Annotated in this window: 23 protein-coding genes; 14 read left to right on the forward strand and 9 right to left on the reverse strand. The window is 65.0% G+C overall.

The features are described 5' to 3' along the window. A partial coding sequence (locus tag FFS45_RS37240; protein ID WP_283204789.1) for a helicase C-terminal domain-containing protein occupies positions 1-283 on the forward strand: 283 nt, incomplete at its 5' end. A gap of 18 nt (positions 284-301) precedes the next feature. Here the strand turns inward: FFS45_RS37240 and FFS45_RS37245 are convergent. Further along, complete coding sequence (locus FFS45_RS37245; protein ID WP_137959633.1) at positions 302-2,758, reverse strand: mechanosensitive ion channel domain-containing protein; 2,457 nt, start codon at positions 2,756-2,758, stop codon at positions 302-304. A gap of 302 nt (positions 2,759-3,060) precedes the next feature. Between FFS45_RS37245 and FFS45_RS37250 the strand changes: the two genes are divergently transcribed. Continuing rightward, positions 3,061-4,227 carry a patatin-like phospholipase family protein gene (locus FFS45_RS37250; RefSeq protein ID WP_137959634.1) on the forward strand — a complete coding sequence of 389 codons (1,167 nt, stop codon included), beginning with the start codon at positions 3,061-3,063 and terminating at the stop codon, positions 4,225-4,227. 140 nt (positions 4,228-4,367) lie between these two features. On the opposite strand, the gene FFS45_RS37255 is transcribed toward FFS45_RS37250, so the two are convergent. Continuing rightward, positions 4,368-5,816: a sigma-54 dependent transcriptional regulator gene (locus tag FFS45_RS37255; protein ID WP_137959635.1), complete on the reverse strand. Its 1,449-nt coding sequence runs from the start codon at positions 5,814-5,816 to the stop codon at positions 4,368-4,370. A gap of 1,608 nt (positions 5,817-7,424) precedes the next feature. On the opposite strand from FFS45_RS37255, the gene cpaB reads away from it, so the two are divergent. The 5 genes from cpaB (at position 7,425) to FFS45_RS37280 (ending at position 12,007) form a co-directional block, all read left to right on the forward strand. Next, the gene (cpaB, locus tag FFS45_RS37260) at positions 7,425-8,162 is read left to right on the forward strand and encodes a Flp pilus assembly protein CpaB (protein ID WP_137959636.1); all 738 of its coding nucleotides are present in this window, start codon (positions 7,425-7,427) and stop codon (positions 8,160-8,162) included. 171 nt (positions 8,163-8,333) lie between these two features. After that, complete coding sequence (locus FFS45_RS37265; RefSeq protein WP_137959637.1) at positions 8,334-9,062, forward strand: NAD(P)-dependent oxidoreductase; 729 nt, start codon at positions 8,334-8,336, stop codon at positions 9,060-9,062. Next, a complete protein-coding gene (locus FFS45_RS37270) occupies positions 9,059-9,514 on the forward strand; it encodes a GNAT family N-acetyltransferase (RefSeq protein ID WP_137959638.1) in 456 nt (151 codons plus the stop codon). Before FFS45_RS37265 ends, FFS45_RS37270 begins: the two co-directional genes overlap by 4 nt. A gap of 14 nt (positions 9,515-9,528) precedes the next feature. After that, positions 9,529-10,206, forward strand: coding sequence for an NAD(P)H-dependent oxidoreductase (locus FFS45_RS37275; protein ID WP_137959639.1), 678 nt, complete (start codon positions 9,529-9,531; stop codon positions 10,204-10,206). A 610-nt stretch (positions 10,207-10,816) separates the two neighbouring features. Then, entirely contained in the window at positions 10,817-12,007 is a 1,191-nt protein-coding gene (locus FFS45_RS37280) for a beta-propeller fold lactonase family protein (RefSeq protein WP_137959640.1), read from the forward strand. Positions 12,008-12,093: 86 nt separating this feature from the next. Here FFS45_RS37280 and FFS45_RS37285 read toward each other — a convergent pair whose 3' ends face one another. Both FFS45_RS37285 and FFS45_RS37290 read right to left on the reverse strand, forming a co-directional pair. Continuing rightward, the gene (locus tag FFS45_RS37285) at positions 12,094-13,995 is read right to left on the reverse strand and encodes an ATP-binding cassette domain-containing protein (RefSeq protein ID WP_137959641.1); all 1,902 of its coding nucleotides are present in this window, start codon (positions 13,993-13,995) and stop codon (positions 12,094-12,096) included. A 4-nt stretch (positions 13,996-13,999) separates the two neighbouring features. Continuing rightward, a complete protein-coding gene (locus FFS45_RS37290) occupies positions 14,000-14,875 on the reverse strand; it encodes an extracellular solute-binding protein (RefSeq protein ID WP_137959642.1) in 876 nt (291 codons plus the stop codon). 263 nt (positions 14,876-15,138) lie between these two features. On the opposite strand from FFS45_RS37290, the gene FFS45_RS37295 reads away from it, so the two are divergent. The 3 genes from FFS45_RS37295 (at position 15,139) to FFS45_RS37305 (ending at position 16,968) form a co-directional block, all read left to right on the forward strand. Then, positions 15,139-15,627: a molybdopterin-dependent oxidoreductase gene (locus FFS45_RS37295; protein ID WP_249363091.1), complete on the forward strand. Its 489-nt coding sequence runs from the start codon at positions 15,139-15,141 to the stop codon at positions 15,625-15,627. A 95-nt stretch (positions 15,628-15,722) separates the two neighbouring features. After that, the gene (locus tag FFS45_RS37300) at positions 15,723-16,418 is read left to right on the forward strand and encodes a nitrogen fixation protein NifQ (protein ID WP_249363089.1); all 696 of its coding nucleotides are present in this window, start codon (positions 15,723-15,725) and stop codon (positions 16,416-16,418) included. Positions 16,419-16,644: 226 nt separating this feature from the next. Beyond that, positions 16,645-16,968 (forward strand): LysR family transcriptional regulator, encoded by a 324-nt coding sequence (locus FFS45_RS37305; RefSeq protein ID WP_137959660.1) that lies wholly within the window; start codon positions 16,645-16,647, stop codon positions 16,966-16,968. A gap of 98 nt (positions 16,969-17,066) precedes the next feature. On the opposite strand, the gene FFS45_RS37310 is transcribed toward FFS45_RS37305, so the two are convergent. Both FFS45_RS37310 and FFS45_RS37315 read right to left on the reverse strand, forming a co-directional pair. Next, complete coding sequence (locus tag FFS45_RS37310; RefSeq protein ID WP_137959644.1) at positions 17,067-18,419, reverse strand: DUF2325 domain-containing protein; 1,353 nt, start codon at positions 18,417-18,419, stop codon at positions 17,067-17,069. Between the two features lie 197 nt (positions 18,420-18,616). Beyond that, positions 18,617-19,168, reverse strand: coding sequence for a fasciclin domain-containing protein (locus tag FFS45_RS37315; RefSeq protein WP_137959645.1), 552 nt, complete (start codon positions 19,166-19,168; stop codon positions 18,617-18,619). A 155-nt stretch (positions 19,169-19,323) separates the two neighbouring features. Here FFS45_RS37315 and FFS45_RS37320 point away from each other — a divergent pair, with 155 nt between their 5' ends. The 3 genes from FFS45_RS37320 to FFS45_RS37330 all read left to right on the forward strand — a co-directional run bounded on the left by FFS45_RS37320 (position 19,324) and on the right by FFS45_RS37330 (position 21,601). Continuing rightward, positions 19,324-19,935 carry a LysE family translocator gene (locus FFS45_RS37320; protein WP_137959646.1) on the forward strand — a complete coding sequence of 204 codons (612 nt, stop codon included), beginning with the start codon at positions 19,324-19,326 and terminating at the stop codon, positions 19,933-19,935. 75 nt (positions 19,936-20,010) lie between these two features. Further along, the gene (locus FFS45_RS37325; RefSeq protein WP_137959647.1) at positions 20,011-20,484 is read left to right on the forward strand and encodes a nuclear transport factor 2 family protein; all 474 of its coding nucleotides are present in this window, start codon (positions 20,011-20,013) and stop codon (positions 20,482-20,484) included. A 184-nt stretch (positions 20,485-20,668) separates the two neighbouring features. Then, complete coding sequence (locus FFS45_RS37330) at positions 20,669-21,601, forward strand: 2OG-Fe(II) oxygenase (RefSeq protein WP_137959648.1); 933 nt, start codon at positions 20,669-20,671, stop codon at positions 21,599-21,601. 98 nt (positions 21,602-21,699) lie between these two features. Here FFS45_RS37330 and leuA read toward each other — a convergent pair whose 3' ends face one another. Then, positions 21,700-23,412, reverse strand: a complete 1,713-nt coding sequence (leuA, locus tag FFS45_RS37335) for a 2-isopropylmalate synthase (RefSeq protein ID WP_137959649.1) — start codon at positions 23,410-23,412, stop codon at positions 21,700-21,702. Between the two features lie 49 nt (positions 23,413-23,461). On the opposite strand from leuA, the gene FFS45_RS42850 reads away from it, so the two are divergent. Next, positions 23,462-23,593, forward strand: coding sequence for a hypothetical protein (locus FFS45_RS42850; protein ID WP_283204790.1), 132 nt, complete (start codon positions 23,462-23,464; stop codon positions 23,591-23,593). 96 nt (positions 23,594-23,689) lie between these two features. Here the strand turns inward: FFS45_RS42850 and FFS45_RS42005 are convergent, their stop codons facing one another. Together FFS45_RS42005 and FFS45_RS37345 are read right to left on the reverse strand one after the other, a co-directional pair. Continuing rightward, a complete protein-coding gene (locus FFS45_RS42005) occupies positions 23,690-23,977 on the reverse strand; it encodes a hypothetical protein (protein WP_171029866.1) in 288 nt (95 codons plus the stop codon). Beyond that, complete coding sequence (locus tag FFS45_RS37345) at positions 23,974-24,582, reverse strand: cation transporter (protein WP_249363090.1); 609 nt, start codon at positions 24,580-24,582, stop codon at positions 23,974-23,976. The genes FFS45_RS42005 and FFS45_RS37345 overlap by 4 nt, the downstream gene beginning before the upstream one ends. Between the last annotated feature and the right edge of the window lie 88 nt (positions 24,583-24,670).

Below are 24,670 nucleotides of genomic sequence, written 5' to 3' on the forward strand. Positions count from 1 at the left end.
GGGCGTAGACCTGGTGGGCGAGCAACTGATCGGCGCTTTTATCGCCACGCTCGGCCTGCCGCAGATGAACGACGTCAACGAACAGATGCGCCGCACCATGGAAGCGAAGTTCGGCAGCGGCTACGACTACATGTATCTGTACCCGGGCCTGCAGAAGGTCGTGCAGGCCGCGGGGCGGGTGATACGCACGGAGCAGGATGTGGGCGTCGTGCATCTGATCGACGACCGCTATCGCCGCCCCGAAGTGCGCCGTCTGCTGCCGCGCTGGTGGCAGGTGCCCTAGTGCCCTGGTGTCGTAAGCTCAGGAAGCGGAGCGCTTCGGCGAGTCGGTTCGCAGAGGCGCCGTAGCTGCCGCCGGTGGGCGAGGCGTAACCGGATCTTCCGCAGCCGTCTCTTGCCGCTCTGCGCTCGCCGGCTGGGCATCGCCGCGCACGAACACCGTCCGTTGCGGATTGGCGATCTGAATGCCGCGGGCCTGGAACAGGTCGGCCACACGCCGGTTGAATTCGCGCTGCACGCCCCAGCGTCCGCTGTCGCGGCATTGGATCTGCCCGGTCAGCGTGAGCGCCGCGCCGTCCACCGAGTCCACCCCCCAGAAGGCGAAGTCGGACAGGATGCCGTCCTTGAACTGCGGGTCCGAGCACAACGATGCGCCGATTTCCTTGAGCGTGGCAATCGCGAGGTCGACATCCTGGCCATAGAGGATGCTGACCTTCACCGCCGCATTGCCGAGGCCGCGATTGGTGTTGTTGACCGTCGACACCGAACTGAACGGCACCGTGTAGAGCGAACCGTCGCCGCCGCGCAGCCGCACGGTGCGGATCGACAGATATTCGACCGTGCCCGAGACGCCCGCGAGCGTCACCCAGTCGCCCACCTGCAGGGCGTTCTCCATCAGCAGGAAAATCCCGGTGATGAAATCCTGTACGAGCTTTTGCGAACCGAAACCCAGCGCCACCCCGAAGATACTGGCGCCGGCCAGCAGCGGCGCGATGTTCACGCCGATTTCGCTGAGGCCGGTCAGCACCACCACCAGCGCGATCAGGACGAACAGCAGGCTGCGCAGCATCGGCAGCAGCGTGCGCAAGCGCGCGGCGCGCACCAGGTCGCCGGCCGTGGTCCACTTGTGCAGACGCCGTTCGACGGCCACATTGGCGGCCTCCCAGACGAACAGTGCGACGCCGGCGGCCACCGCTATGGTGACGAGCGCGGAAGCGAGCCGGTGGCCGATGGTGCCGCTCTCGAACAGCGCCCGCACATTGGCGCCCCACACCTGCAGCAGCGCGAGCACCGTCACCACGCCGACCACCGACGAGACGACGCGCCGCAGCAGCGGGTAGTAGCGATATGCGTGCTGATGGACGAGCGAGTCGTTGTTCTGGCCGTCCCGGCCGTCGAAGAGCCGGGCAAGCGCACCGAAGATCACGATCGACAGCACGCGTGCGCCCACCAGCACCGCGATCGAGATGCCGCCGAGGTGCACCAGCGTGTGATAGCCGTTGTGCACGTCTAGCGCCCAGACGAACCACAGCGCCATCACCACGAATACGCTGATCGTGGCCCACGAGTCGGCGATCGCGTTGCCGAACACCGCAAGCGAAGGGCTCGCGGCACAACGCGCCCGGATACGCCCGGCAACCGGCCGACGGCATTGCAGGATCAGCAGGGAAATCATCACGTGGCCGATCAGGGCAACCACTTTCATCAGGGCGAGATGGGCCGCTTCGTTCAGGCCGAGCGCCACCGCGGTTTCGGCGAGCGCCGAGCCGGCGCCGACCGCGCTGACGATCATCACCACCCAGCGCTGTGTAAACGCCGCCCACGTGCTGCCCATCTGCAACAGCCGCAGTCGCGGCGCGTCGGGTTGCAGGAAGAAGCCGCTGACGATCACGATCAGGCGGCACAGCACATAGATGTCGATGATCGAATCGAGCGCGCGGTCTTGCGGGGTGCCGTCGTCGGTGAGGATCGACATCAGCAGGCTCGCTGCGCCGATAAAGACCGCGAGCGGCACGAACCGGACCAGCATGCGCAAGGCGGCGCGTGGCAGGCGGCGCATGAGCGAGTAGTGATGCGCGGCGTGGCGCATGCCCGCTGCGCCGTCCGGCTGCGCAGCGGCCGCACCACCCGCTTCCGGCGCACCCTCGGAAGGTTCGTCGAAAAACAGCTCGCGCGGATCGACGGCGCGGCGGATCGCCAGCGCAGTGATCGCGCGCCGCAGCAGACGGCGCGTCAGCCATTCGAGCGCGAGGGCGGGCAGCAGGGCGCCCAGCAGCGTGAGCACGATGCTGCCCAGCACCGAGCGCTGCTGCGGACTATTCATCAGGTCGACCCACCACACCCGCACCGACGATACGTCCAGCAGGGCCGCAAGCGAGTGGCGCAACGCACCGGCTATCTGCACGACGTCGTGCGCACCCTGGCGGGCCAGTTGCGAGGCGAGGCCATTCGACTCGAACGCGGCATGGACCGAGGCGGCCGCGCCGCTTGCCGGCGCTACCGGCGCCGCCGCCGACGCGGACGCCGGTGCCGCCGCGGAGGCCGGCGAGGGGGCGCTGAGCGCACCGGCAGCGGCGATGGCATGCAGCGTGTCCTCGATCTGCGCCCGCCGTTGCGGATCGCTGAGGACCGCCAGCGCCTCGCGCGCCTGTTCCGGCGTCAGCGTGACGGCCGCATTGCTCGCGGCCGGTGTTGTCTGTGCGGCAAAGGCCGGCACGGCGAACAGAATCAGAAACCAGACGGTAAGTAGTTTGCGCATAGGGAATCAGCGGGACGGCCGCGCGGCGCGGCGCCGTCCGGATACAGGCCAGCTCGGCCAAAGTGACGGAGATATAAGACGACAGCGGCCCAGCTACACAAGTTCCACACGACGGGGATGGATCGGGCATCGATCGCTCATCCCGCGCATGCGTCGGCGAATCGTAAGCAGCGCTCAGGCGTTGATTATGCCCGTCTCGAGCCGCGTGGTGCGCGACGGGCGCGATCCCTGGGGGATGTTCCTCCATTGCGTGTTGTCATGCACGCGTGCCATTATCGACGCTCCACCCACGGAGAAATACCATGGCCACGCAAGAACCTGAGGACCATGCCGCCGACGCGCCCGGGCAAGCGGCTTGCGGCGGGCTGCCGGGCCAGGTGGTCCTCGTTCTGCAGGGCGGCGGCGCGCTGGGCGCCTATCAGGCCGGTGTGTACGAAGCACTGCATGAAGCGGGGGTCGAGCCCGAATGGGTGATCGGCACGTCGATCGGCGCCATCAACGGCGCGATCATCGCCGGCAATCCACGCGAGCAGCGTATCGAGCGGCTCAAACACTTCTGGGAAGAGGTCGCGTATCGCGGCAGCGCCACCGCCGGCTGGATACCGGCGCTCGACGAATGGCTGCGTAACCTGTCGATCATGACGCGCGGCATTCCCGCTTTCTTCGCGCCGCGTCCCAGCGCTTTACTCGGCCTGCATGAGCCGGGCGGCATGTGGCCGGCGGCCTTGTATTCGACGCAGCCGCTGCGCGAGACGCTGCTGTCACTGATCGATTTCGCCTGCCTGAACAACCAGCAGACCCGTTTGACCGTGGGCGCGGTGAGCGTCGGCAGCGGGCGCATGCGCTATTTCACCAATCGCGAAGCGCCGCTCGACGTCGATCATGTGATGGCGTCGGCCGCGTTTCCGCCGGGTTTTCCGTCGGTGCGGCTGGAGGGCGAGACCTGGTGGGACGGTGGCATTTACTCGAATACACCGCTCGAAGCCGTGCTCGACGACCATCCACGGCGCGACTCGGTGATTTTTGCCGTGCAGTTGTGGCCGGCGCATGGGCCGGAACCGAAGTCGGTCTGGCAGGCGATGAGCCGGCAGCGCGACATCCAGTATTCGAGCCGGGCCGAGAGTCACCTGGAGCGGCAGAAGCAGATTCACCGCCTACGGCATGTGATCCGCGAACTGGAGCAATACATTCCCGCCGAGCAGCGTGACAGCGCGGAGGTGCGGGAATTGCTCGGCTGGGGCTGCGGCACCACCATGCAGGTCATCGAACTCGACGCGCCGCGCCTGACGGGCGACGACCTGCACAAGGACATCGATTTTTCCACTAACGGTACCCAGCGGCGCTGGAAGGCCGGGTACGAAAACACGGCCCGCATGCTGGAGAAGGCGCCGTGGCGCGAACCGCCCGATCCGCTGGAGGGCATTGCCGTGTACCGGTCGAGTCCCGGGGCTGATCCAGCGGCTCGCTGAGCGCTGCCGCGCAGCGCGCGGCACAGGTGCGCGAGACGCACAGAGGAAAAGCGCAGGAGAAAAGCGCAAGGTGCAGAGCGGCGAGCCTGCGCGGCCACCGCCTGCTGCCTTGCGGCTCAGACCGTCAATTCAATCCCGCTTCATTGGTTCGACGCCGTGAGCGAGGGCAACTCCCGCTCACTGTCTTCGTCGTCCTGAGGCGCCCCTGCGTCTGCCGACGACCGGCCGGCTGCGCCTTCCTGATTGACGCGGTTGGCGTGCATCAGCCGGTACAGCGTGGCGCGCGACACGCCCAGCTCGGCCGCCGCCTCCGAGAGTTTGTAGCCGTGCCGCTGCAAGGCCTGCTCGATTGCGTCCTTCTCCGCCTTGCTGCGAATTTCGGCCAGCGTCACGGCTGGGATATTGCTGGATTGCGGCAGGCCAAGGTCGGCAGCGGTAATAAACCGGCCCTCGCTCATGACCACGGCGCGCCGCACGCAGTTGATCAGTTCGCGCACATTGCCGGGCCAGGCATAGTTGGACATCGCGACCACCGCGTCGCTGGAAAAGCCGCGAATCTTGCGGGCCCCGTCCTGCCTGTACATGCTGAGCGCGTAGTTGGCCAGCAGCTTGATATCGCCGCCGCGCTCGCGCAGCGGCGGTTCGACGAGCCGCAGCACGCACAGCCGGTGATACAGGTCGGAACGAAAGCGCCCGTCTTCGACGGCCTTCTCCAGATCGACGTGCGTGGCCGAGATGACCCGCACATCCACCTTGATCTCGTTGCTGCCGCCAAGGCGCTCGATCGTGCCTTCCTGCAGGAAACGCAGCAGCACGGCCTGGCATTCGTGCGGCATGTCGCCGATTTCGTCGAGAAACAGCGTGCCCTGATGCGCGCTTTCGATCCGCCCGGTCTTGCGCTGCACCGCGCCTGTGAAGGCGCCGCGCTCGTGGCCGAACAGTTCGGCCTGCAGCAGGGTGGGTGGAATGGCCGCGCAGTTGATCGCCACGAACGCCTGGGCCGAGCGCGACGAGCGCACGTGGATGGCGCGTGCCGTCAGTTCCTTGCCGGTGCCCGATTCGCCGGCGACAAACACCGGCGCATCCGTGGCCGCGCACTTGTCGATGTGCCGGTAGAGCTGCTGCATCGCCTCGCACTGGCCGACCATTTCGTGCCGGCCCATTGACGGCTCCGGCGCGACGCGGGCCTTGCGCAGGTTCGACAGGCCGTGGGCATGACCCAGCGCGAAGATGAGGCGCTCGTTCAGGCACGGGCGGGTGACGAAGTCGAAGCAATAGTCGAGGATAAAACGGCTCACCAGTTCGTTGTCGGACTGGCCCGGCGCGATCTGCGCGACCCAGTTGGCCTCGCCTCGCCGCATGCAGCCCTCGAGGGCCGACAGATACTGGGTCGAGCAATCTTCAGGCAATTCGATCAGGCCGACCTTGATGTTGTCGCGTTCGACCATGCGTTCAGCGATGGCGGTGGTTTTGGCGTGGACCACCTGCCAGCCGCATGCGGCGAGAAATTTGCTGAGCATTTCGTCGGGCCGCGCGGAAACGCAGAGGACGGTGCGCTCCATATCATGCGGCGTGTCGTTGCTGTTCATGTTACCCCCGGTTCAGTGAGGCGCTCACGGTTGCTGGGTGGGTCATGCAAAGGATGCTTCAGGCCGGACAGGCGGCCGCGATCCGGTCTCGATCGGGCCGTTGCGGCGGACCCACGGGCGTTGAGTGGCGCGCGGCGCGTCCCCTGCCGCCAGCCCGCGTGGCGGCGCGGACCTCGGATGGCGGCCGCCTGACGAAATCGCACTGCCGGCCGCGCTGGCCGTTCACCGTGAAATCAATGACGCGCTGAATAATCCGTTCGAACGAACATTTATTTTTCATTTCATCCCCCGAAGATACAATCCTGGCAGGTTTTCCGCCGGTTTCTCAGTATTGCGCTCTAAGCGACGCATGGCCCAAAGATAGAACAAAACAATTGAGCTTGCCATACGAGCAAATATGGATGAGACCCATGACACGGGCGCTCGCCGCGCTGGGGCGCGACGGACGCCATGTTTCATTTCTGACTCATTCTCGAGAAAACTGGACACTAATTGTGTGACGCGATTGCCGCTTAATTGACCGGAATATTTGACCGGCGGCTGTATTTTATTGAAACAAATCTACAGACATTCGATTGGCTCGCTATTCGGGCAACCCTTTTGCCAGTGGCTCGCCCAGTATAGCCATGAGTTCCGGCCGTTGCGCTACACCTGGCATGCTCGCTCCGGTTGGCTGATTCTAGCGTGCCGAAGGCGTCTCACAATTGAGACACTTTGGGCTGCGTGCGGTAGCCCACATAGTGGTCATGCAGCGGGTGCCGATGCTGCAGTGACAGAACCCCGGGCACTGCCGAACTCCCTGTTTTCAGAACTTCGCGCGACGCGGCGTTTTAACCCACGGACGTCCTTACCGGTGGGCGCTTTCCTCGCCCGCAAATTTTTCGTGGCGGACCAGTCGCAACCTTGCAACAGTTTTTTCGGGGAGCGGCGCCGGGCTCCTCCGGCTGCCCGGAGCGCCGGCTGCCCCGCCCGCCGGTAGACCGGGTTGCGCGAGCCTGGCACGGTCGTCGCTAGATGTCCTGCACCCGGCCATGCAGCAAGCCTGCGAGGCCGGACTGGCAGGGCAGGACAGAGCAGGTGGCGCGGGGAAGCACAGGCAGGGAAAAGCGGGGAACAGGCAGCGCGAAGACGCTCGGCAGGCAGCGCGAAGACGCTCAGGGAAGGAACAACAAGACGAAACCTCAAGCCCATCACAACGGGCGCGACGGGGCCAACAGCAAGATGGCGCGATGAGGCCAGCAGGGCAAGCAGCCTTCACAGAAAGGCTTGGCAGGAAGGGTTTTACGACGGGCGAATCAACAGCCCGATCGGCAGTCACCGGGCGGGGGCGGGTGTTCCCCCTCCCGGTGCAGACCGATTGCATCGGTGCTTCGCGGGGACGGCGCATGCCGAACGGCAGATCGGAACAACACGATCGCCGAGGGGAACGAAGCGCTCGATTGCAGCGCGGTACGACGCCGGCGTTGATGATCGCTCGCTTTTCTTTTGACTCGCCGTCTTTGCGTGCCAAGACGCTTTCAGGCAACCATCCCGACTGGTCCGCTTCGTTCGAACCGCTGCGAACGCGATCTGCGCAATCCTGCCAGGCAGTGCAATAAGGAGTGCGACATGAAAAACATAAAACGGATGGGGACCGTGGCGGTGACGCTTGCCGGCACGCTGGCGATGGCGCTGTCCGCCTCGCGCGGTCTGCAGGCGGTGACGGCGCCGACGGCAAGGATTGCGGTGGCGGCGGTCGATATCGACCTTGGCCAGCGCCTCGCGCCGCGCTTCATCAAGCTGATCGATTGTCCGCAAGGCCATGTTCCGCCGGGCGCTTTCGACGACCCGCACAAACTCGATGGCCGCGTGCTGACGGCGAGCTTGCTGCGTGGCGAGCCACTCGTGGAAAACCGGTTGCAGCCGGTGGCGTCCACAGCGGGCACGACCGGCGTCATCGATGCCGTCCTGTTGCCGCTCAGCGTGCAAATGAGCGGAATGGACGGTGTGCAGGGGCTGGCGCTGCCGGGCAACCGCGTCGATATCCTCGTTGAGCAGCGGCAGTCCGGCGGCGCCACCGCAAACGGTGCTGCGCACACGGGGGCCGCGACGGCGGTGCTGCTGCGCCAGGTTCTGGTGTTGTCGATGACCCGCCATAGCGAGCAATTCGTGGTTTCGCCGCGCGTGACGCAGGTCGTGACGCTCGCGGTGACGCCCGCCGACGCCGCACGGATCGAGCTGGCGCGCCGTACCGGCACGCTGTCATTGCAGCTTCACAACCCGGCCGATCGTTACGGCGACGATCCTGAGCAGGTGGCCTGGCTTGCACTGCTCGGCGAGCCGGTGTCACGCCCCGGTGTCCATTAGCTGAGCGAATCCGGACCGGGTCGAACCGGCCTGGTTTCCCGGCACGCTCGCCACGCGCTTGCACATAATGTAAGAACTCTTATATTATGTTCGAACTCATACATCATTGACGGCAGGTCGGCCCTGCAACCGGGCCGGCCGTCGCGCCGATAATCCAAGGAGAGTGCCGCAATGGCCGAATGTATTTTTCTTGCCGGTGCAACCGGCGCAATCGGGCGCCGCCTGGCGCCTTTATACGTAGCGGCGGGCTGGCGCGTGGTCGGCACGACGCGCTCGGCGCAGAAGGCGGCGTTGCTGCGTGAGCTAGGCGTGGAACCGCTGGTGCTCGACATGTTCGATGCCGCCGCGTTGCACGACGCGCTCGCCGCGGCGCGGCCGCAAGTGGTCGTGCATCAGTTGACCGATCTGCCGGCTGGCCTCGATCCTGCCCGCATGGCCGAGGCGACGGGGCGCAATGCGCGGATTCGCGACGAAGGAACGCGTAACCTGGTGGCAGCCGCGCTCGCCGCGGGCGCGCGCCGCATGATTGCGCAAAGCATTGGTTTCGCCTACGCGGAGGGTCCGTTGCCGCATGACGAGGAGGCGCCGCTCGACAGCGATTTCGACGGGCCGCGCGGTGTCACCCTGCGCGGCGTGGCGAGCCTCGAGCGTCAGGTGCTGCAGGCGCCGCTGGAGGGCATCGTGTTGCGCTACGGGCGCCTCTACGGCCCGGGTACCGGTTTCGACACGGCTTCGGGAGCGGCCCCGCTGCACGTCGACGCTGCGGCGCACGCCGCCGAGCTGGCGCTGACGCGTGGCGCGCCGGGCATCTACAACATCGCCGAAGCCGACGGCACGCTCGACTGTGCCAAGGCGCAGCGTGCGCTGGGCTGGAGCGCCGACTGGAGGATCGCGCCATGAATGCCGAACCGGAACAACTGGAGGCCGGACTGGAGATCCGCTATGTGGACGACGCCGGGCAGGCCGCGGCCTGCTACGCGCTGATGCACGAATTGCGGCCGCACCTCGCCTCCAGCGCGGAATTCGTCGAACGCTGGCAGCGTCAGGTGGCGCTCGGCTATCGTCTGATGGCGTTGTGGCGCGGCACGAAGCCGGTGGCGCTGGCGGGTTTCCGGGTGCAGGACAATCTGGTCCACGGTCCGCATTTCTACGTGGACGATCTCGTCACCGAGGCTGCCTCGCGTAGCGCCGGCTACGGGCAGTTGCTGATGGAGCGGCTCAAGGCTGAAGGGCGTGCGCTCGGCTGCGCGAAGCTCGTGCTGGATACACCGCTCACCAATACGCTTGGGCACCGCTTTTACTATCGCCAGGGTTTGCTCGCCAGCGCCTTGCGATTCAATACTCCGCTTTAAAAGGAATCGGCTACATGAGTGTTCTTCTGCATATCAGCGTGAGTGCGCGCGGCGAGGCATCGCACAGCCGCAGGGTTGGACGGCAACTGATCGCCGAGCTTCAACGGGCGCACGACGGTCCGCTGCGCGTCACCGAGCGCGACCTCGCGGCCCTGCCGCCGGCCTATCCGGACCGTTCGTTTGTCGAGGCCGCGCTGATGCCGCCGGCGCAGCGCGGCGCCGCGCAAGCGGAGGCGCTGGCGTTCTCGGAGGCGTTGATTGCCGAGCTGGAAGGCGCCGACGCCCTGGTGATCGATACGCCCATGCACAATTTCACGGTGCCGGCGGCGCTCAAGGCGTGGATCGATCAGGTGGTGCGGATCGGCCGGACCTTCGTCAGCACGCGGGAAGGGAAGGTGGGGCTGTTGCAGGACCGGCCGGTGTTTCTGGTGATCGCTTGCGGCGGCGCCGTACCGGAACCGGCAACCCCCACTGGGCAGATCGACTTTCTCACGCCATACCTGCGCTACGTGCTGGAAACCATCGGACTGCGAAGCATTTCCGTCTTGCGGATGACGAGCCTCGCGCGCGGCGACGCAGAGATTGCTCAGGCCGACGCCCATGCGGCGGAGTGGATTGCGGCAGTGGCAGCCGGCTGGCGCGATGCACGCAGAGCACAGCCAACGCAGAAGGTGGCCGGACCCGCGCTTTGAGTGCGCCACGCATACTGAATGAACCGGATCAAAGCAGGACAAAATCCGCATCGGAAAATCTGACATCCTCACCGGTCCGGTTTCTGCAAATTATGCCGCTTTATGCGCCTGATCTAAATGAGGCCGCCTGCTCAGCCAGCCTGAATGTCAAAAGACACCGTGAATCCAACAAATACTATACATGGCGGGTCGCCCTCATTTAGAATCCGCTCAGCCGTGAATATGAGCGGAACATAATGCTTATGCAATTCACATGAATTTGACATTGCGGGCGTTTCCGGCGTTTAGTTACGTTGTTTAGTTACGCTGTTGTGAAAGCTCCATTGTTCAGTTCCACATAAAACGATATCTGGCCATCACGCGGACAGGCAAGCCCCGTCTGCGGCATGGCCATTTTGTCGTTGATCTGGAGCGCGTGGCCATCTGCGCGATTGATTAGTCACACGCGGTATGAATCGCTCAGGATTTGCATGCTGCCGGCGGCTTCGGGAAATCCGCGCAAGTGCGCTGTGGATGCGATTTTCATCTGCATATTCGCTTGTCATTGCGGGTGTGGCGGCGTGCCGTATGTGATTCGATTATTTCATTGAGTTTTACACAAGGAGCAGCGATGGGTTGGCGTGATCGTTTTAATCATCTTGAAGCCCAGCGGCAATCCGCTTTGCCGGGCTTGCGTCAGTTGGCTGTCGCGGTGGCGGCGTGCGTCGTGCTGGGTGCGTGCGGCACGTCCAACGATGCCGCCAACGACGCCGCAGCGAAAGCCGCGGCCGCCCCGGTTGGCGAACTGGCGAAGGGCACCGTGATCGCGGTCGGCAACGCGCCCGAGGGCCTCGACATCAGCGCCGACAGCAAGTGGCTCTATGCGACCAGCAACGGCGACAACACGCTGGCGGTGGTGGATCTGGCGAACCGCAACGTGAGCAAAACGATCGACGGCCATGCGCCGATCAAGACTTCGGACGACTGCCCCGACAACTTCTGCCGCGGTGTCGGCGCGGTTGGCGTGGCCGTGGACGCAAACGGCCGCCGTGCCTATGTGAGCTCGCTGCGTCCCGATGCGCTGGCGTTTGTGGATCTGGACAAAGGCCGCATCGTGCGCACGGTGCGGGCACAGCGCTTCCCGCAAAATGTGCTGCTGTCGCCGGATGGCCGTCGCGCCTATGTGATGAACGTCGTCTCGAACACGGTGTCGGTGTTCGAGACTGCCAACGGCCGTGCATTGGGACGCTTTACCCTGAAGGGCGGCGATGCGCATGACCAGCCGTTCGGGCGTCCGGTCGGCATGGTCCTGTCGCCGGACGGTAAGCGGCTGTTCGTGACGAACGGTGTGGCGGGTACGGTCGAAGTATTCAATACGCTGAATCGCAGGGTGCTCGGCAGCATCGACGCACCGGGCGCGCTCGATGTCCAGCTCGACCCGCACAGCGGCAATCTGCTGGTGCTCGCGCGCGACGGCATTGTCGAATATGACGCGCAAACGCTCAAGCCTGCCAATACGCTGCATTTCTGCGGCACGCCGAGCGCTTACCATTTCGTGTTGAGCCCGGATGGCAGCACGCTGGCCATCTCGTTGTCGCAGGACGGTACGGTGGCGACGGTCGCGCGTGACAGCGGCAAGGTGAGTGGCGGCTACGCAGCGGGCGATAACCCGCAGGCACTGCGCTATACGCCGGACGGCGCCACGCTTGCGGTCGTCTCGAACGGCGGCGTGGTGCTGTTCGACACATCGGATCACAGTGGCGCGCGTGCCTATGTGGCCAAGAGCGGCGAGCTGTTCTGCCCGGCTCCGCAGGCAAGCTGAGCGTCGTAGCGCGTGAATCGCAGGTGCGTCGCAGGTGCTTCGCATTTACGTCGCATTTACGTCATAAGTGCGCCGTGAGCGATCCGTTACAGGGTCGCTCCGGCGCTTCCACTCCCGAGTGCCGGGGCGGGCTTGAGTTCAGCTTCTAGTCGGACTTGCGCGGGCCACACCGAGACGCCCGCCGCCGCGATCGCAAAGCGATGCTGGCTGCCCTGGCGCAAACGCGTATCCTCGCTGGCGAGATCGAAGTGCGCGCCGGCTATCTCGACGCGAATATAACGCTCGCCACGGCGCAGCTCGATGGCGTCGACCGTGCCCAGGTACGGGCCGTCGGGCGCCGCCACCAGCGCATGCGAGGATACCCGCCACATCACCGGCTGGCCCGCTGCGATCGCGATTGAACCGGTAGCCGTCTTCACCCGCAGACCGGCGCCGATTTCAAGCAGACCCTCCTCGCGCATCACCCCTTCGCCCACGTTGTGCAGACCGAGCAATTCGGCGACGCGCATCGTCGCGGGCTGCTCGTAGACGGTGTCGATCGCCCCGGCCTGCAGCACGCGTCCCTGTTCGATGACCAGCACTTCGTCGGCCAGCAGCGCGGCTTCGTCGGGATCGTGCGTCACGATGACCGTCACCGCGGCAATCTCGCGCTGCAAGCCCCGCAGCGACTGCTGCAAACGCCGGCGGCGCGGCGTGTCGAGCGCAGCGAACGGTTCGTCGAACAGCAGAAGCTGGCTGTGGCGCGTGAGCGCCCGCGCGAGTGCGACCCGCTGGCGCTGACCGAACGACAGTTGATGCGGCAGGCGCCCAACCAGCGCCGCGAGTCCCAGGTGTTCGAGCCAGTAACGTGCGCTGGCGGCGTCCGCATCGACCGGGAAGGCCAGTTGCTGGGCCACGGTCATATGCGGGAACAGGCCGTAGTCCTGCGGCATGTAACCGATCTGGCGGCGCTCGGGCGGCAAGGCGTCCAGATCCGCCGTGCCGAGGCGCACCGTGCCGTGCTCGTTACGCTCCAGCCCCGCAATCAGCTTGAGCGCCAGCGACTTGCCGGAACCGGATGGGCCGATGATCGCGAGGCGCCGCGTGGCCGGCGCCCAGGCAATGTCGAGATCGAATGCGCCGAGATGGCGGGTCAGGTGGAACGTGAGGCGCAGCGGTTCGCTCTGAACCGCTGCGGCCGCGCCGGCGGGCGGCTCGGCCGCGTCCTCGCCATTCTCCAGTGGTGCGGCTGCGCCGGTGAGGCGGCGGCTATAGATCGACAGCGCGGCGCACACAATCGCGATGCTGAGCGTGGGCAGCAGCAGCGGCATCATGGCCGGCAGTCCCTGGCCGCCGAACACGACATAGGTGTAGACCGGCAGCGAGTAGGGGTGATAGGCCACCATCACCGTCGCGCCGAATTCGCCGAACGCGCGCAGCCAGGCGAGCGCAAGCCCGGCGCGGATTGCCGGCCAGGCGACCGGCAGCGTAACGCGAAAGAAACGGCTGCCGGCGTGATGGCCGAGCGTGGCGGCGACGTCGTCGAACACCGGATCGACGGCGGCAAACGCGGATTTGGCCGCGATAATCAGAAAGGGCGCGGCGACAAACGTCTCGGCCAGCACAATGCCGGCGAACGAATCGGTCAAGGCGCCGCCAGTCAGCCCGCCTACCCAGCTATACGGTCCGAGCAGAAACAGCAGCAGCACGCCACTGGTGAGCGGCGGCAGCGCAAGCGGCAACTGCACGATAAAACCGAGCAGGGCGACCTTGCGCGAATTGGAGCGGGCCAGAAAATAGCCGAGCGGCACGCCGCCAATCAGGATGACGAGCGCGGCGACGCTCGCGCTGGCGGCGGACACGGCCACCGCCGACCACGTAGCGTGCCAGTCGACATTGGCCCAGTCGGCCGCGCCGAGTTGCGGCACGCTGGCAATGAACGGCGCGCACAGATACGCGGCCAGCAGCGCGGCCAACCAGAAAAGCGGCCGGGCCGCGATACGCTTCATCGGCTTACTGCGCTGCGTCGATCACCGCCTGCACCGACGGCGGAACCGCCTGGCCGTTGCCGGTGATAGCCGGCTTGATCACGTCGACACCATGCTGCTTGAGCAGCGCGCGGCCTTCCGCGCTCAGCAGGAAGTCCACGAAGCGCGCTGCGCCGGTGCTATTCGGTGCGTCGTTCAGGATGGTCAGCGTGTAGCTGGCCTTGGCCTGCAATTCCGGCGCGGGCTGCAGCGCCGGAATCTTCAGATCGGAGGTCTCGGTGGAGTAGAAGAAACCGGCGTCCAGTTGGCCCGATTGCAGCCGGCCGACCAGCGTTTCCTCAGGCAGCACCTGCTCGGGATTCTCCGCCGCCCCCAGCGTTTTCTCGACGAGATCCGGCTGGTGGTAGAGCTCGGCCGCCTTGGTCATCATCTCGACCGTGAACGCACCCTTCGGATCGAGCTTGGGATCCGTGCGGCCAATGCGGATGCCCGGCTCCTGCAGCACCTGGTCCCAGCGCTTCGTCTTGAAGTCGGCGGCGAATTTGCTCTTCGGGTTGTAGCCGATCATCAGCGGCGACTCGGCGAAGTTGACATACCAGCTCACGTGATCGCCGTTGTCTGCGCCCATCAGGCTCTGGTTGACCTTGGGACTCGCGCTGATGAATACATCGCCGCGGCGCAGCTTGCCTTTGATTTCGTTGGCGATCTTGTTCGAACCCGCCGCATAGCCACGGAACTGCAGGCCGGTGGCCTTCTCGAAGGCGGGGCCGACGCTGCGCTCCATCAGGTTGACCAGCGACCCGGCGTAGAGCACGTTCACGGTGCTGTCCTGGGCGTGGCTCGGGGTGGCGGCCACCATGCCGGCGACCACTGTGAGAGATGCAAGCAGCTTGCGAATCATGCCGTTTCCCGTAGCGTTATAAAGACCGATATATTACGACGCGATCGTGCGCCGTGGGTCGATTCGACCGGCTCGCAGGTATAGATCAGGCCATATACCGCGTATGCCGTGCGGCCTCTTGCCGCGCGGGCCGGGGAGGTTCGTAATATATGCGAGAATACATCGCGGCATGATGCGTGAGTGGATGCATGAGCCGCACGACGCGGACACGTCTGGTGCCGCGGGCCGTATTCGTTGCCGGAGGATCTGCCAGCATGGACTCGATGAAGCTGGGCGCAGCGCTCGCGCCCGAGGCGGCGCTCGCCGGCGATTTCGTCCTGAGCGGCCATGTGCTGCGGCCGCTGTCGTTATCGCTGGAGCAGCTCAGAGCCTACGAAAGCGTGCTGGCCGCGCCGTTCGACCTGCGCTGCTTTACGACCAACCGCTATATTCGCCGCGTCGGCCGCTATCGGGGCGCGCGTCTGACCGATCTCATCGCCGAGGCCGGTTTGCGTAACGATGCAGCAGGCGATTTCAAACGGATGGTGTTTGTGGCGGCGGCCAAGGATGGCTATGCGGTAACGTTTTCGTGGCACGAGCTATTCAACACGCCGGTGGGTGAAAACGCGCTGATTGTCTACGAATGCGATGGCGAGCCCCTGAGCGCGGAAGACGGGGCGCCTGTCCTGTTTTCTGGCGCCGACATCATGGCGGCGCCGCGCCACGTCAAACGGCTGGCGCGGATCGACGTGCAGGTGTTGCGGCCGCTGTAATGGGCCCCGGAGCGGTGCGCAGGACGCGCGCGGTTCACGACGTTCAGGTGGTTTTTGGCTGCGCGGTCGAGCATTAGCCGGGCGGCCGTCGTACCATGAGTGGATCGCTCCGCGACGCTCATACCATGCCTGACGACACGCTCTCCCGTTCACCGGCGCTTGCGCCCCGCACGACGGATCACGCGCACGATCTCGCCGCGGCTTGCGCCATTCGGACCGGCCAGTGGATAGAGGCGGCGCTCGATTCGCGTTCCTTCGACGTGTGTCTGTTTGCGAAACTCATCGCAGCACGCGAGGTACGCGCAGAGTGGGCATTGCTTGGCTTGTCCCAGGTGCAATGGGTTGCGCTGGTCAGCCGGCATTTTCCGGGGAGCCAAGGATCAGGTGGCCCGGTGGGCCTAACCGGCACATCACCTCCGCCTGGCGCCGCCACGGTGAGCTTGAGTACAGACGAGCATGTCGAATTCGTCTCAGCCCTGCGCGCCTTGATGCTTCAGTACGCCAACCCGGCCGTCCATGAGGACGATGCCCAGTGTCTCGCCTCGATCATTGCGAACGCATGCCTGCGGCCCGATCACCTATGGCGCGACCTGGGGCTGGCTGGACGCGAGGAGGTCTCGGCGATGCTCGAGCGGTATTTCCCGTCGCTCGCCGCGCTCAACGTCGGGAATCTGCGCTGGAAGAAGTTTCTGGCCCGGCAACTGGCCTTGTCGCTTGGGCGCGAGCCCGGTCCCGCACCCGGTTGTCCCGGTTGCGAAGACTATGGGTTTTGCTTTCCGCACACGTCCTGAGGCGATGGCAATCCTGTCCGGTGGGCGTTGTCAGCAGACGGTGCGGGGTGTTGCCTGGCAAGCCGCTTCGTGTATGCTTTCGCGCATGGTCGAATCCTTGAAAATCAAACCTGTCCCGGCGAAAGCGGTGCAACCGGCGAAAGCGGTGAAAAAAGCCCCCGCCAAGGCCTCCGCGCAAGCGCCCGCCACGGTGCGCACCAAAACGCGGCCGGAGGTGCGCTTTCGCATGCGTATCCGCAAGGATGGCACCGTCGCGCTTGGGCCCGGCAAGGTCGAATTGCTCGAAGCCGTGCGCGAGCATGGTTCCATCTCGGCTGCGGCCCGCAGCCTCGATATGTCCTACCGGCGTGCGTGGCTGCTGATCGACGAGCTGAATCAGTCGCTCAAGTCGCCGGCGACCGTTTCCGAGCAGGGTGGACAGAGTGGCGGCGGTTGCGTGCTTACGCCAGTGGGCGAGAACATCGTGCGCCTGTATCGCGACGTCGAGGCGCAAGCCGAAAAAGCCTGTGCTACGCAGATTGCCGAACTGCTCCGCTTGATGCGGACCTGATGGCGGTCTGAAGCGCTGCATGTGCCTCACGCGCCGCACGCGGCGAGCCAGGCCCAGCGCAGCTCAACCCGCAGCGCACCCGCGGTTCAACCCGGACTTCACCCATGCCGCAAGCAAAACGCCGACGGCGGCCGCGCGTTGGGTGCGACGCTTTGCGAAGCGCCCGGATCGCTCTGCAGCCGCGCGATCAAATCAATGAAGCTTGCCACGCTCGCCGTTCGCAGCGGGTGATAGTCCACCTGATGACGCTCGCAGACGCGCTTGAGCATATTCATCGAATCATGATCGATGCAGTCCACGGGAAATACCACGAGGTCGGCGCGCGGTAAGGCGGCTGCGAGCAGACCCTTGCGGTCTTCCACGCCGCCGTCGTGCACGATCAGCTCACCTCCTGCGGAACTCACGAGCGCCTTGAGGGCTGCGTTCGAACCGGGCCGGCCGCCGACATACACGACCCGCTTGCCGTCGACGCCGGCCAGCCCGGTGCGGCGCGAGTCCTGCTGATCGAGCGCGTCGAGCGTGGCCCGCTCCAGCGCGTGGCATTCCGACTGCACCGCCTTCAGCAACGCCAGCGTCTGATCGCGGCTTTCGCGTAGCGCTTGCGCCGTGCCCTGATCCTGCAGCGCGCGCTGTTCCGCGGCTTCACGACGGCTGGTGTGGAGCGCCAGACGTTGCTCGGCTTCCTTGAGTTTGTCCTGCAGCGTTTTGACTTCGTCCATCAGACTTGCCGTGTCGGCAGATGGCTGACGCTCGGCCTGGGCGGTCAGTTTGACGACCTGTTCGTCCAGTTGTGCAAGCGCCGCGTCGCGTTGTGTGCTGATCTCGTGCAAGCGGTTCTGTTGCCGCTCGACCTTGTCGCGCAACGCGGCATTTTCCTCTTCGAGCGCCACTAGCCGGCGAATGTCCGCGCGGTTCGCGGCGCCCACCAGATGCGACAGCATGTGCAGTTCGCCGAAGGCCGCCTGGCGTACCGGCATGGTCGCATGAGGGTGAGTCATCAGTGCCCAGTAAGCCGGCGGAATGTCGCCGTTCTTGAGCGCCTCGTTCCATAACGCGAGCAGCGCCTCTTCGTCGCGCGCCTGCTCGAAGCGGCGGAGAGCACCGGCGTAGCGTTCGTCGAGCGCCTTCTGCAGCGCCTTGCTGCCCGCCCCGCCGGCAATCGCGAGTTCGACGGCGGCATGGTGAATCTCAAGGTCGCTCGCGCGCTGGCGATCCAGTTCGGTGAATCGGGGGACGAGCTTGCGTAGTTCGTGGGTGGTCAGGCACGTGCCGATAATCGAGCAATGCAGATGCGAATCCAGCTCCGTGAGACGCGTGCGGCGCCGTGAGGCCGCAAGCTGCACAGAGGAGGGACCGGCGCAACAGGCATCGGCGGCGCGCAGCGGCTGGCCGGCGCTCTCGCCGGCGCGGGCGCCGGCGGTGCGGGCGAGGCGAAACGGGGGTGCTTGCATGACGACCTCGAATCCGGTTCCGGTGCCAGACCTTGCCGGCCGCGGTTGCCGGACGATATCGAGGCTGCCACCATCATTCTCAGTAGCGCAATATACCACCGAATATAACGCTAGGCATTCGGCCCCCGCCCTTGACGAACAACGGGGTGCTCTCCGGCGAGAAAGCACCCCTGCCGTCCGTGCGATGCATCGACTGCTTACTTCGGCAACAGAACCTTGTCGACGACCATGATCACGCCGTTGCTCTGATAGACGTCGTAGGTGGAGATATCGGCGGTATGGCCGCTTTCGTCGGTCACGACAATGTTATGCGGACCGTTCTCGGAGAACGTCAGCATTTCGCCGTTGACGGTCTTCAACGAAGCTTTGCCGCCGCCTTCCCTGATCGCCGCATCGAGTTTGCGAAAATCATAGCGTCCCGGAATCACGTGGTAAGTCAGGATGTTCGTGAGCGTGGCCTTGTTTTCGGGTTTCACGAGATTGTCGACCGTGCCCGGCGGCAGTGCGGCAAACGCTTCATTGGTTGGCGCAAATACGGTGAAAGGTCCAGTGCCTTTGAGCGTATCCACGAGGCCGGCTGCCTTGACCGCGGCGACCAGTGTCGTATGGTCCGCGGAATTAACTGCGTTATCGACGATATCCTTGCTCGGATACATGGCTTGCCCGCCGACCATGACGGTTTCGCTGGCGGCATAAACGCCGGCGGACAGTGACAGGGCGGTCAAGGCAACGTAAATCATGCGTTTCATAGTGGTCTCCCTTGGACACAACGCGCCATCGCGCTGTGTTAATGGCATATACGGCGAGCGGCCCCAGTCGGATGCGGCGTCGAGGGAAGAGGCGGCCGCGCCGCGCGGGCCGCGGGTTTAAATGGCAAAATGGCCCACTGACAAGGAGACGGTCAATGGCACTTTCCGCTTTGCTGGTATTCGCGCTGGCTCTCGGCGTGGCCGCTGCATCACCCGGCCCGGGTATCGCAGCCCTGGTATCCCGTGTGCTGACTCACGGTCTGCGTGACGTGTTGCCGTTTCTCGCGGCAATGTGGATTGGCGAAGTGGTGTGGCTGACCTGCGCGGTAGCCGGGCTCAGTGTGATTGCGCGCACCTTCGGGCTGGTGTTTTTGTGCCTGAAGTTCGCCGGCGTGGCCTATCTGTTGTTCCTTGCCTGGAAAATGTGGTTCGCTCCCGCTAGCGACGCACAGGGGCGCCTGCCGAGCGGTCAATCGCCGCTGCGCATGTTCGTGGCCGGCCTCACGATCAGTGCAAGCAACCCCAAAATCATGGTGTTCTATCTGGCCTTGCTGCCCACGCTGATCGATCTGTCGCGCGTCGGGGTCACCGCGTGGCTCGAGCTGACATTGACGGCGCTGACGGTATTGATCGCGGTCGACCTGGCGTGGGCGCTGCTCGCCGTTCGTGCGAAAAGGCTGCTGTCGGGGCGGCGCGCCTCGCGCCTCGCTAACCGCGCCAGTGCCGCCGTGATGGCGGGCGCGGCCGCGGCGATTGCAACGCGTTAGACCGGCTTGGGGGCTTGCGTCGCGACGCCGCGGCCCCCAGACTCCAATTCGTCCATAACGGGAACAACACTAAAAATGAGCCATCCCAACGCTGAATTGATCCAGCGCTTTTACAAAGCCTTCCAGAAGCGCGACGCCGAAGCGATGGGCGCGTGCTATACCGACGACGTGGTCTTCAGCGATCCGGCTTTCGGCGAACTGCACGGCGAAGAAGCCCGCGACATGTGGCGCATGCTGGTGCAACGCGCTCAGGAGTTTTCCCTGATCTTTGACACGGTCGAAGCCAACGAACGTACCGGTAGCGCGCATTGGGCGGCGCGCTATCTGTTCAGCCAGACGGGCCGCACGGTGGTCAACCGGATTCAGGCGCAGTTCGTGTTTCGCGACGGGCGCATCGCCGAGCATCGCGACAGTTTCGATCTATGGCGCTGGTCGCGGCAGGCTTTGGGCTTCAAGGGCGCCTTGCTCGGCTGGACGCCCGCGGCACAGCGTGCGATTCGCGCGCAGGCACGCAAGGGGCTTGACGCTTATCGGGCGAAACATGGCTGAAAAGCGGGACTGAAACGCGGCTGAAAAACGGCCGGACGGCCTGGCCATCCGGCCAGCTTGCATGAGGCCGCCCCGATGATGCAGTATTTCGTCAGCGTAAGCGGCCATCGGCACGCCGCGCGCCGAACCGTCAACGCGGATGTCCACCCTTGAACATCCGTCAACACCAATAGGACGAGCAACGATGCCTGTCGTGGATGCGGCCTGGGAAGATTGGCTGGCCACCAATGCGAAGCGTGGCTGTACCGTGGATTCGATGGTGGATGCCATGGTGCGGGCCGGTTTCGATTCGCTGTCCGCGAGCGCTGCGGTGCAGCATGCGGTCAGCGCGCTGACAGCCCGAGGCACGGCCCACGGTGTGGACGTGGCCGACGCCGCGGGCCCCGCCGGGGCGCCGGGCGTTGTCCAGACCGGCGCCGGTGTGCAGGCGAGCGTCGTCAAACCTGCTTCGCGTGCTTACCACTACGACGCGGCGCCGGTGGCGCGCGGCAACCTGATTCACGCGTTCGATCGCGACGTGAAGGTGCTGATGCGCTGCGAGCGGCCGCAGGTGATCGTGTTCGGCGACGTGCTTGCGCCGGATGAGTGCGCTGAGCTGATCGAGCGTTCGCGGCATCGGCTCAGGCGTTCCACCACGGTCAATCCGGAAACCGGCCAGGAGGACGTAATCCGCAACCGCACCAGCGAGGGCATCTGGTTTCAGCGCGATGAAGACGCGTTGATCGAGCGGCTGGATCAGCGCATTGCCAGCCTGATGAACTGGCCGGTGGAGAACGGCGAGGGTTTGCAGATCCTGCACTACAACACGAGCGGCGAGTACCGGCCGCATTTCGACTACTTCCCGCCCGATCAGCCCGGCAGCGCGGTGCACACGGCTCGCGGCGGCCAGCGGGTGGCGACCCTGATCGTCTACCTCAACGATGTCGCAGACGGTGGCGAAACGATTTTTCCGGATGCGGGCTTATCGGTGGCCGGCAAGCAAGGCGGCGCCGTGTATTTCCGCTACCTGAACGGCCAGCGCCAGCTCGACCCGCTCACCCTGCACGGCGGCGCGCCGGTGCTGGGCGGCGAGAAATGGATCATGACGAAGTGGATGCGGGAGGGGCCGTACTTTTGATGTGCGGCACGGCCCCGGCCTGCGTGTAGCGCGTTGCCGCGCTCGACGGCACAACGCATTTCACGCAGGGCAACTCACCTCGCGCAGCGCAACTCACTTCATGCAGCGCGCCCCACTTCATGCAGCACGGCGTCGAAGAAATGCGCTTGCGCGTCGGCATCTGAGCGCGCATAGGCCCGGTTGATGCCGCTGATCACCGCACGGATCGACGCGGTAATCAGATTCGCGTCAATGCCCACGCCGAAGGCGCTGCCCACCACCTGTGCACCGGCCATTTCGGCAATCGCAATCGCCTTGGCGTCGGCGCCTTGCGTGAGCGCGCGCTCCTCGTAGTGCTGGATGCGCACCGGCGTGCGCAGCGCGTGCATCAGGGCGTCGAGCGGACCATTGCCTTCGCCGGCCAGCACGGTGCGCTCGCCTGCGATCTCCACCGTCAGCTTGATGCGCTCGCGGCCCGCGTCTTCGGACAGCGTATGGCCGATGTAGCGCAGCGGCGCCTCGCTGCGCACATACTCGTTCTGGAACACTTCCCAGATCTGCTGTGCGCTGACTTCCTGGCCGCTGTCGTCGGTCAGTTGCTGGACAGCCGAACTGAAGTCGACCTGCAGCCGGCGCGGCAGCACCACGCCATGAGTCTGCTCGAGCAGATAGGCGATGCCGCCTTTGCCCGACTGGCTGTTGACGCGGATGATCGAATCGTAGGTGCGGCCCAGATCGCGCGGGTCGATCGGCAGATAGGGCATTTCCCACAGCGCGTCGTCCTTCTGCACCGCGAAGCCTTTCTTGATGGCGTCCTGGTGCGATCCTGAGAATGCGGTAAACACGAGGTCGCCCACATACGGGTGGCGCGGATGCACCGGCAATTGCGTGCACTCCTCGGCGGTGTGGGCGACTTCGTTGATATGCGAGAAGTCGAGGCCCGGATCGACACCCTGCGTGTACAGATTGAGCGCCAGCGTCACGAGGTCGACGTTGCCGGTGCGCTCGCCATTGCCGAACAGGCAGCCTTCCACGCGATCGGCGCCGGCCATCACCGCCAGTTCAGCGGCGGCGACGGCGGTGCCGCGGTCGTTGTGCGGATGAACGGACAGCACCAGCGAGTCGCGCCGTGCGAGGTTGCGGTGCATCCACTCAATCTGATCCGCATAGAAATTCGGTGTGCCGACTTCCACGGTGGCCGGCAGGTTGACGATGGCTTTGCGCTCGGGCGTCGGCTGCCAGACATCGAACACGGCGTCGCAGACTTCCTTGGCGAAATCGAGTTCGGTGGCGGTGAAGGTCTCGGGGCTGTACTGCAGCGTAAACGACGTTTCCGGATGGGCGTCGACGAGCCGCTGCATGGTGCGTGCCGCGTTCACCGCCAACTGCTTGACGCCGCTGCGTTCGAGTCCAAACACGATCTTGCGGAATTCCGGTGCGGTGGCGTTGTACAGGTGCACGATCGCACGCGGTACACCGCGCAGCGATTCGAAGGTGCGCTCGATCAGGTCGTCGCGCGCCTGGGTCAGCACTTCGATCGTCACGTCATCCGGAATGTGGCCGCCCTCGATCAGTTCGCGCACGAAGTTGAAGTCGGTTTCGGAGGCCGACGGAAACGCCACTTCGATCTCCTTGAAGCCGATCTGCACCAGCGTCTTGAACATGCGCATCTTGCGTTGCGCGTTCATCGGCTCGAACAGCGCCTGATTGCCGTCGCGCAGGTCGGTGCTCATCCAGATCGGCGCACGCGTGATGGTGCGCGACGGCCAGGTGCGCTCAGGCAAGTTGACGGGAGTGAAAGGGCGGTACTTGGTGGCAGGATTTTTCAACATGATGGGCTCGTGAGTTCAGAAAAAACGGCAAAGGGTTCAGGGACCGCAAATGGAACAAGAGGAACAAGAGGAACAAGAGGAACAAGAGGAACGAAAGAAACGGGACGAAGCGCGGCCGCCGGTTGGCAACCGGGGCAAGGTCAGCAAAGCTTGGGAGTTAGTGACGCTTCAGATGCGTTAGATGCAGGAAGCGCGTAGCAGCAGACCTAGCCCGGTAGAGCGGGCTAGTAGTAGGAGGGATAGCAGGGTCTGTGCGGCAAACATGGCCGTAATAGGATCACAAACGGCAGGTCGCGTCAAGCAACGCTTGCGCGGCCAACTGGTTGAGCAGGGCACGGGCAAGACCTGAGGTCGCCCTGAGCAAGGCGCGCAGGAGTTTGGCAGACCCGAGCCTGGCAAGCCGCAGTGCGGCGCTCATTAGCCTGGCAAACCCGAGCCTGGCAAACCCGAGCCCGGTAAAGCCGAGCCCGGTAAAGCCGAGCCCGGTAAAGCCGAGCCCACCAAACCCCAACCCGGCAAAGCCGGGGCCAACCCAAGGCACGCCGCGTACGGCGACCGTCTTCATTGCTCCGCCGTGCCGCCGAGCGGCCGCGCGGCCAGATCCTTCAGCGCCGTCCAGCAATTGCTGTAGCCCATGCGCAGGATCATCAGGCCGATCACACCCGCGGCGACATGGTCGAGCATCGGCATGCCCGCCATGCTGCCGAGAATGCCGAGCGTCGCGACCAGCGCCGATACCGCGTCGACCCGTGCATGCCATGCGCTCGCCAGCAGCACGTTCGAATGGCTGCGCTGGGCTTCGGCGCGCATATAGCGGAACAGGGCTTCCTTGGCGAGCATCACGAAGACCGCCACGCCGAACGCGCTTGCACGCACGATCGCACTGACGCTCTGGATGGTGGCGGGTTCGATGCTATGCCACAGCATCTCGCCGGCAGTGCCGATCAGCAGCACGCCGATCAACAGGTTGGCGAGCGAGGCATGGAAGCTGCCGTCGGCACTGGCGGCACGCCGGCCGGCTGCGGTAGCTGTGCCGAAAAAGATCACCGCGATGACAACGCCGTCGGCGGCGAGATCGCTAAGCGTATGAATGCCGTCCGCCACTAGGCCGTCGGAATGCGCGAAGCGGCCGATGACGATCTGCATCATCATCAGAGCAGCATTCAGCATGGCGCTCACATAGGCAGCCTTCAAGCAGCTGCCGCGCGACTGTCGGGGACGCTCTGACGGCGATGTCATTGGGTGGACGGTTCTTGGT

Origin of the sequence: Burkholderia sp. 4M9327F10, from assembly GCF_005503145.1 — a bacterium.
Lineage (GTDB): Bacteria > Pseudomonadota > Gammaproteobacteria > Burkholderiales > Burkholderiaceae > Paraburkholderia.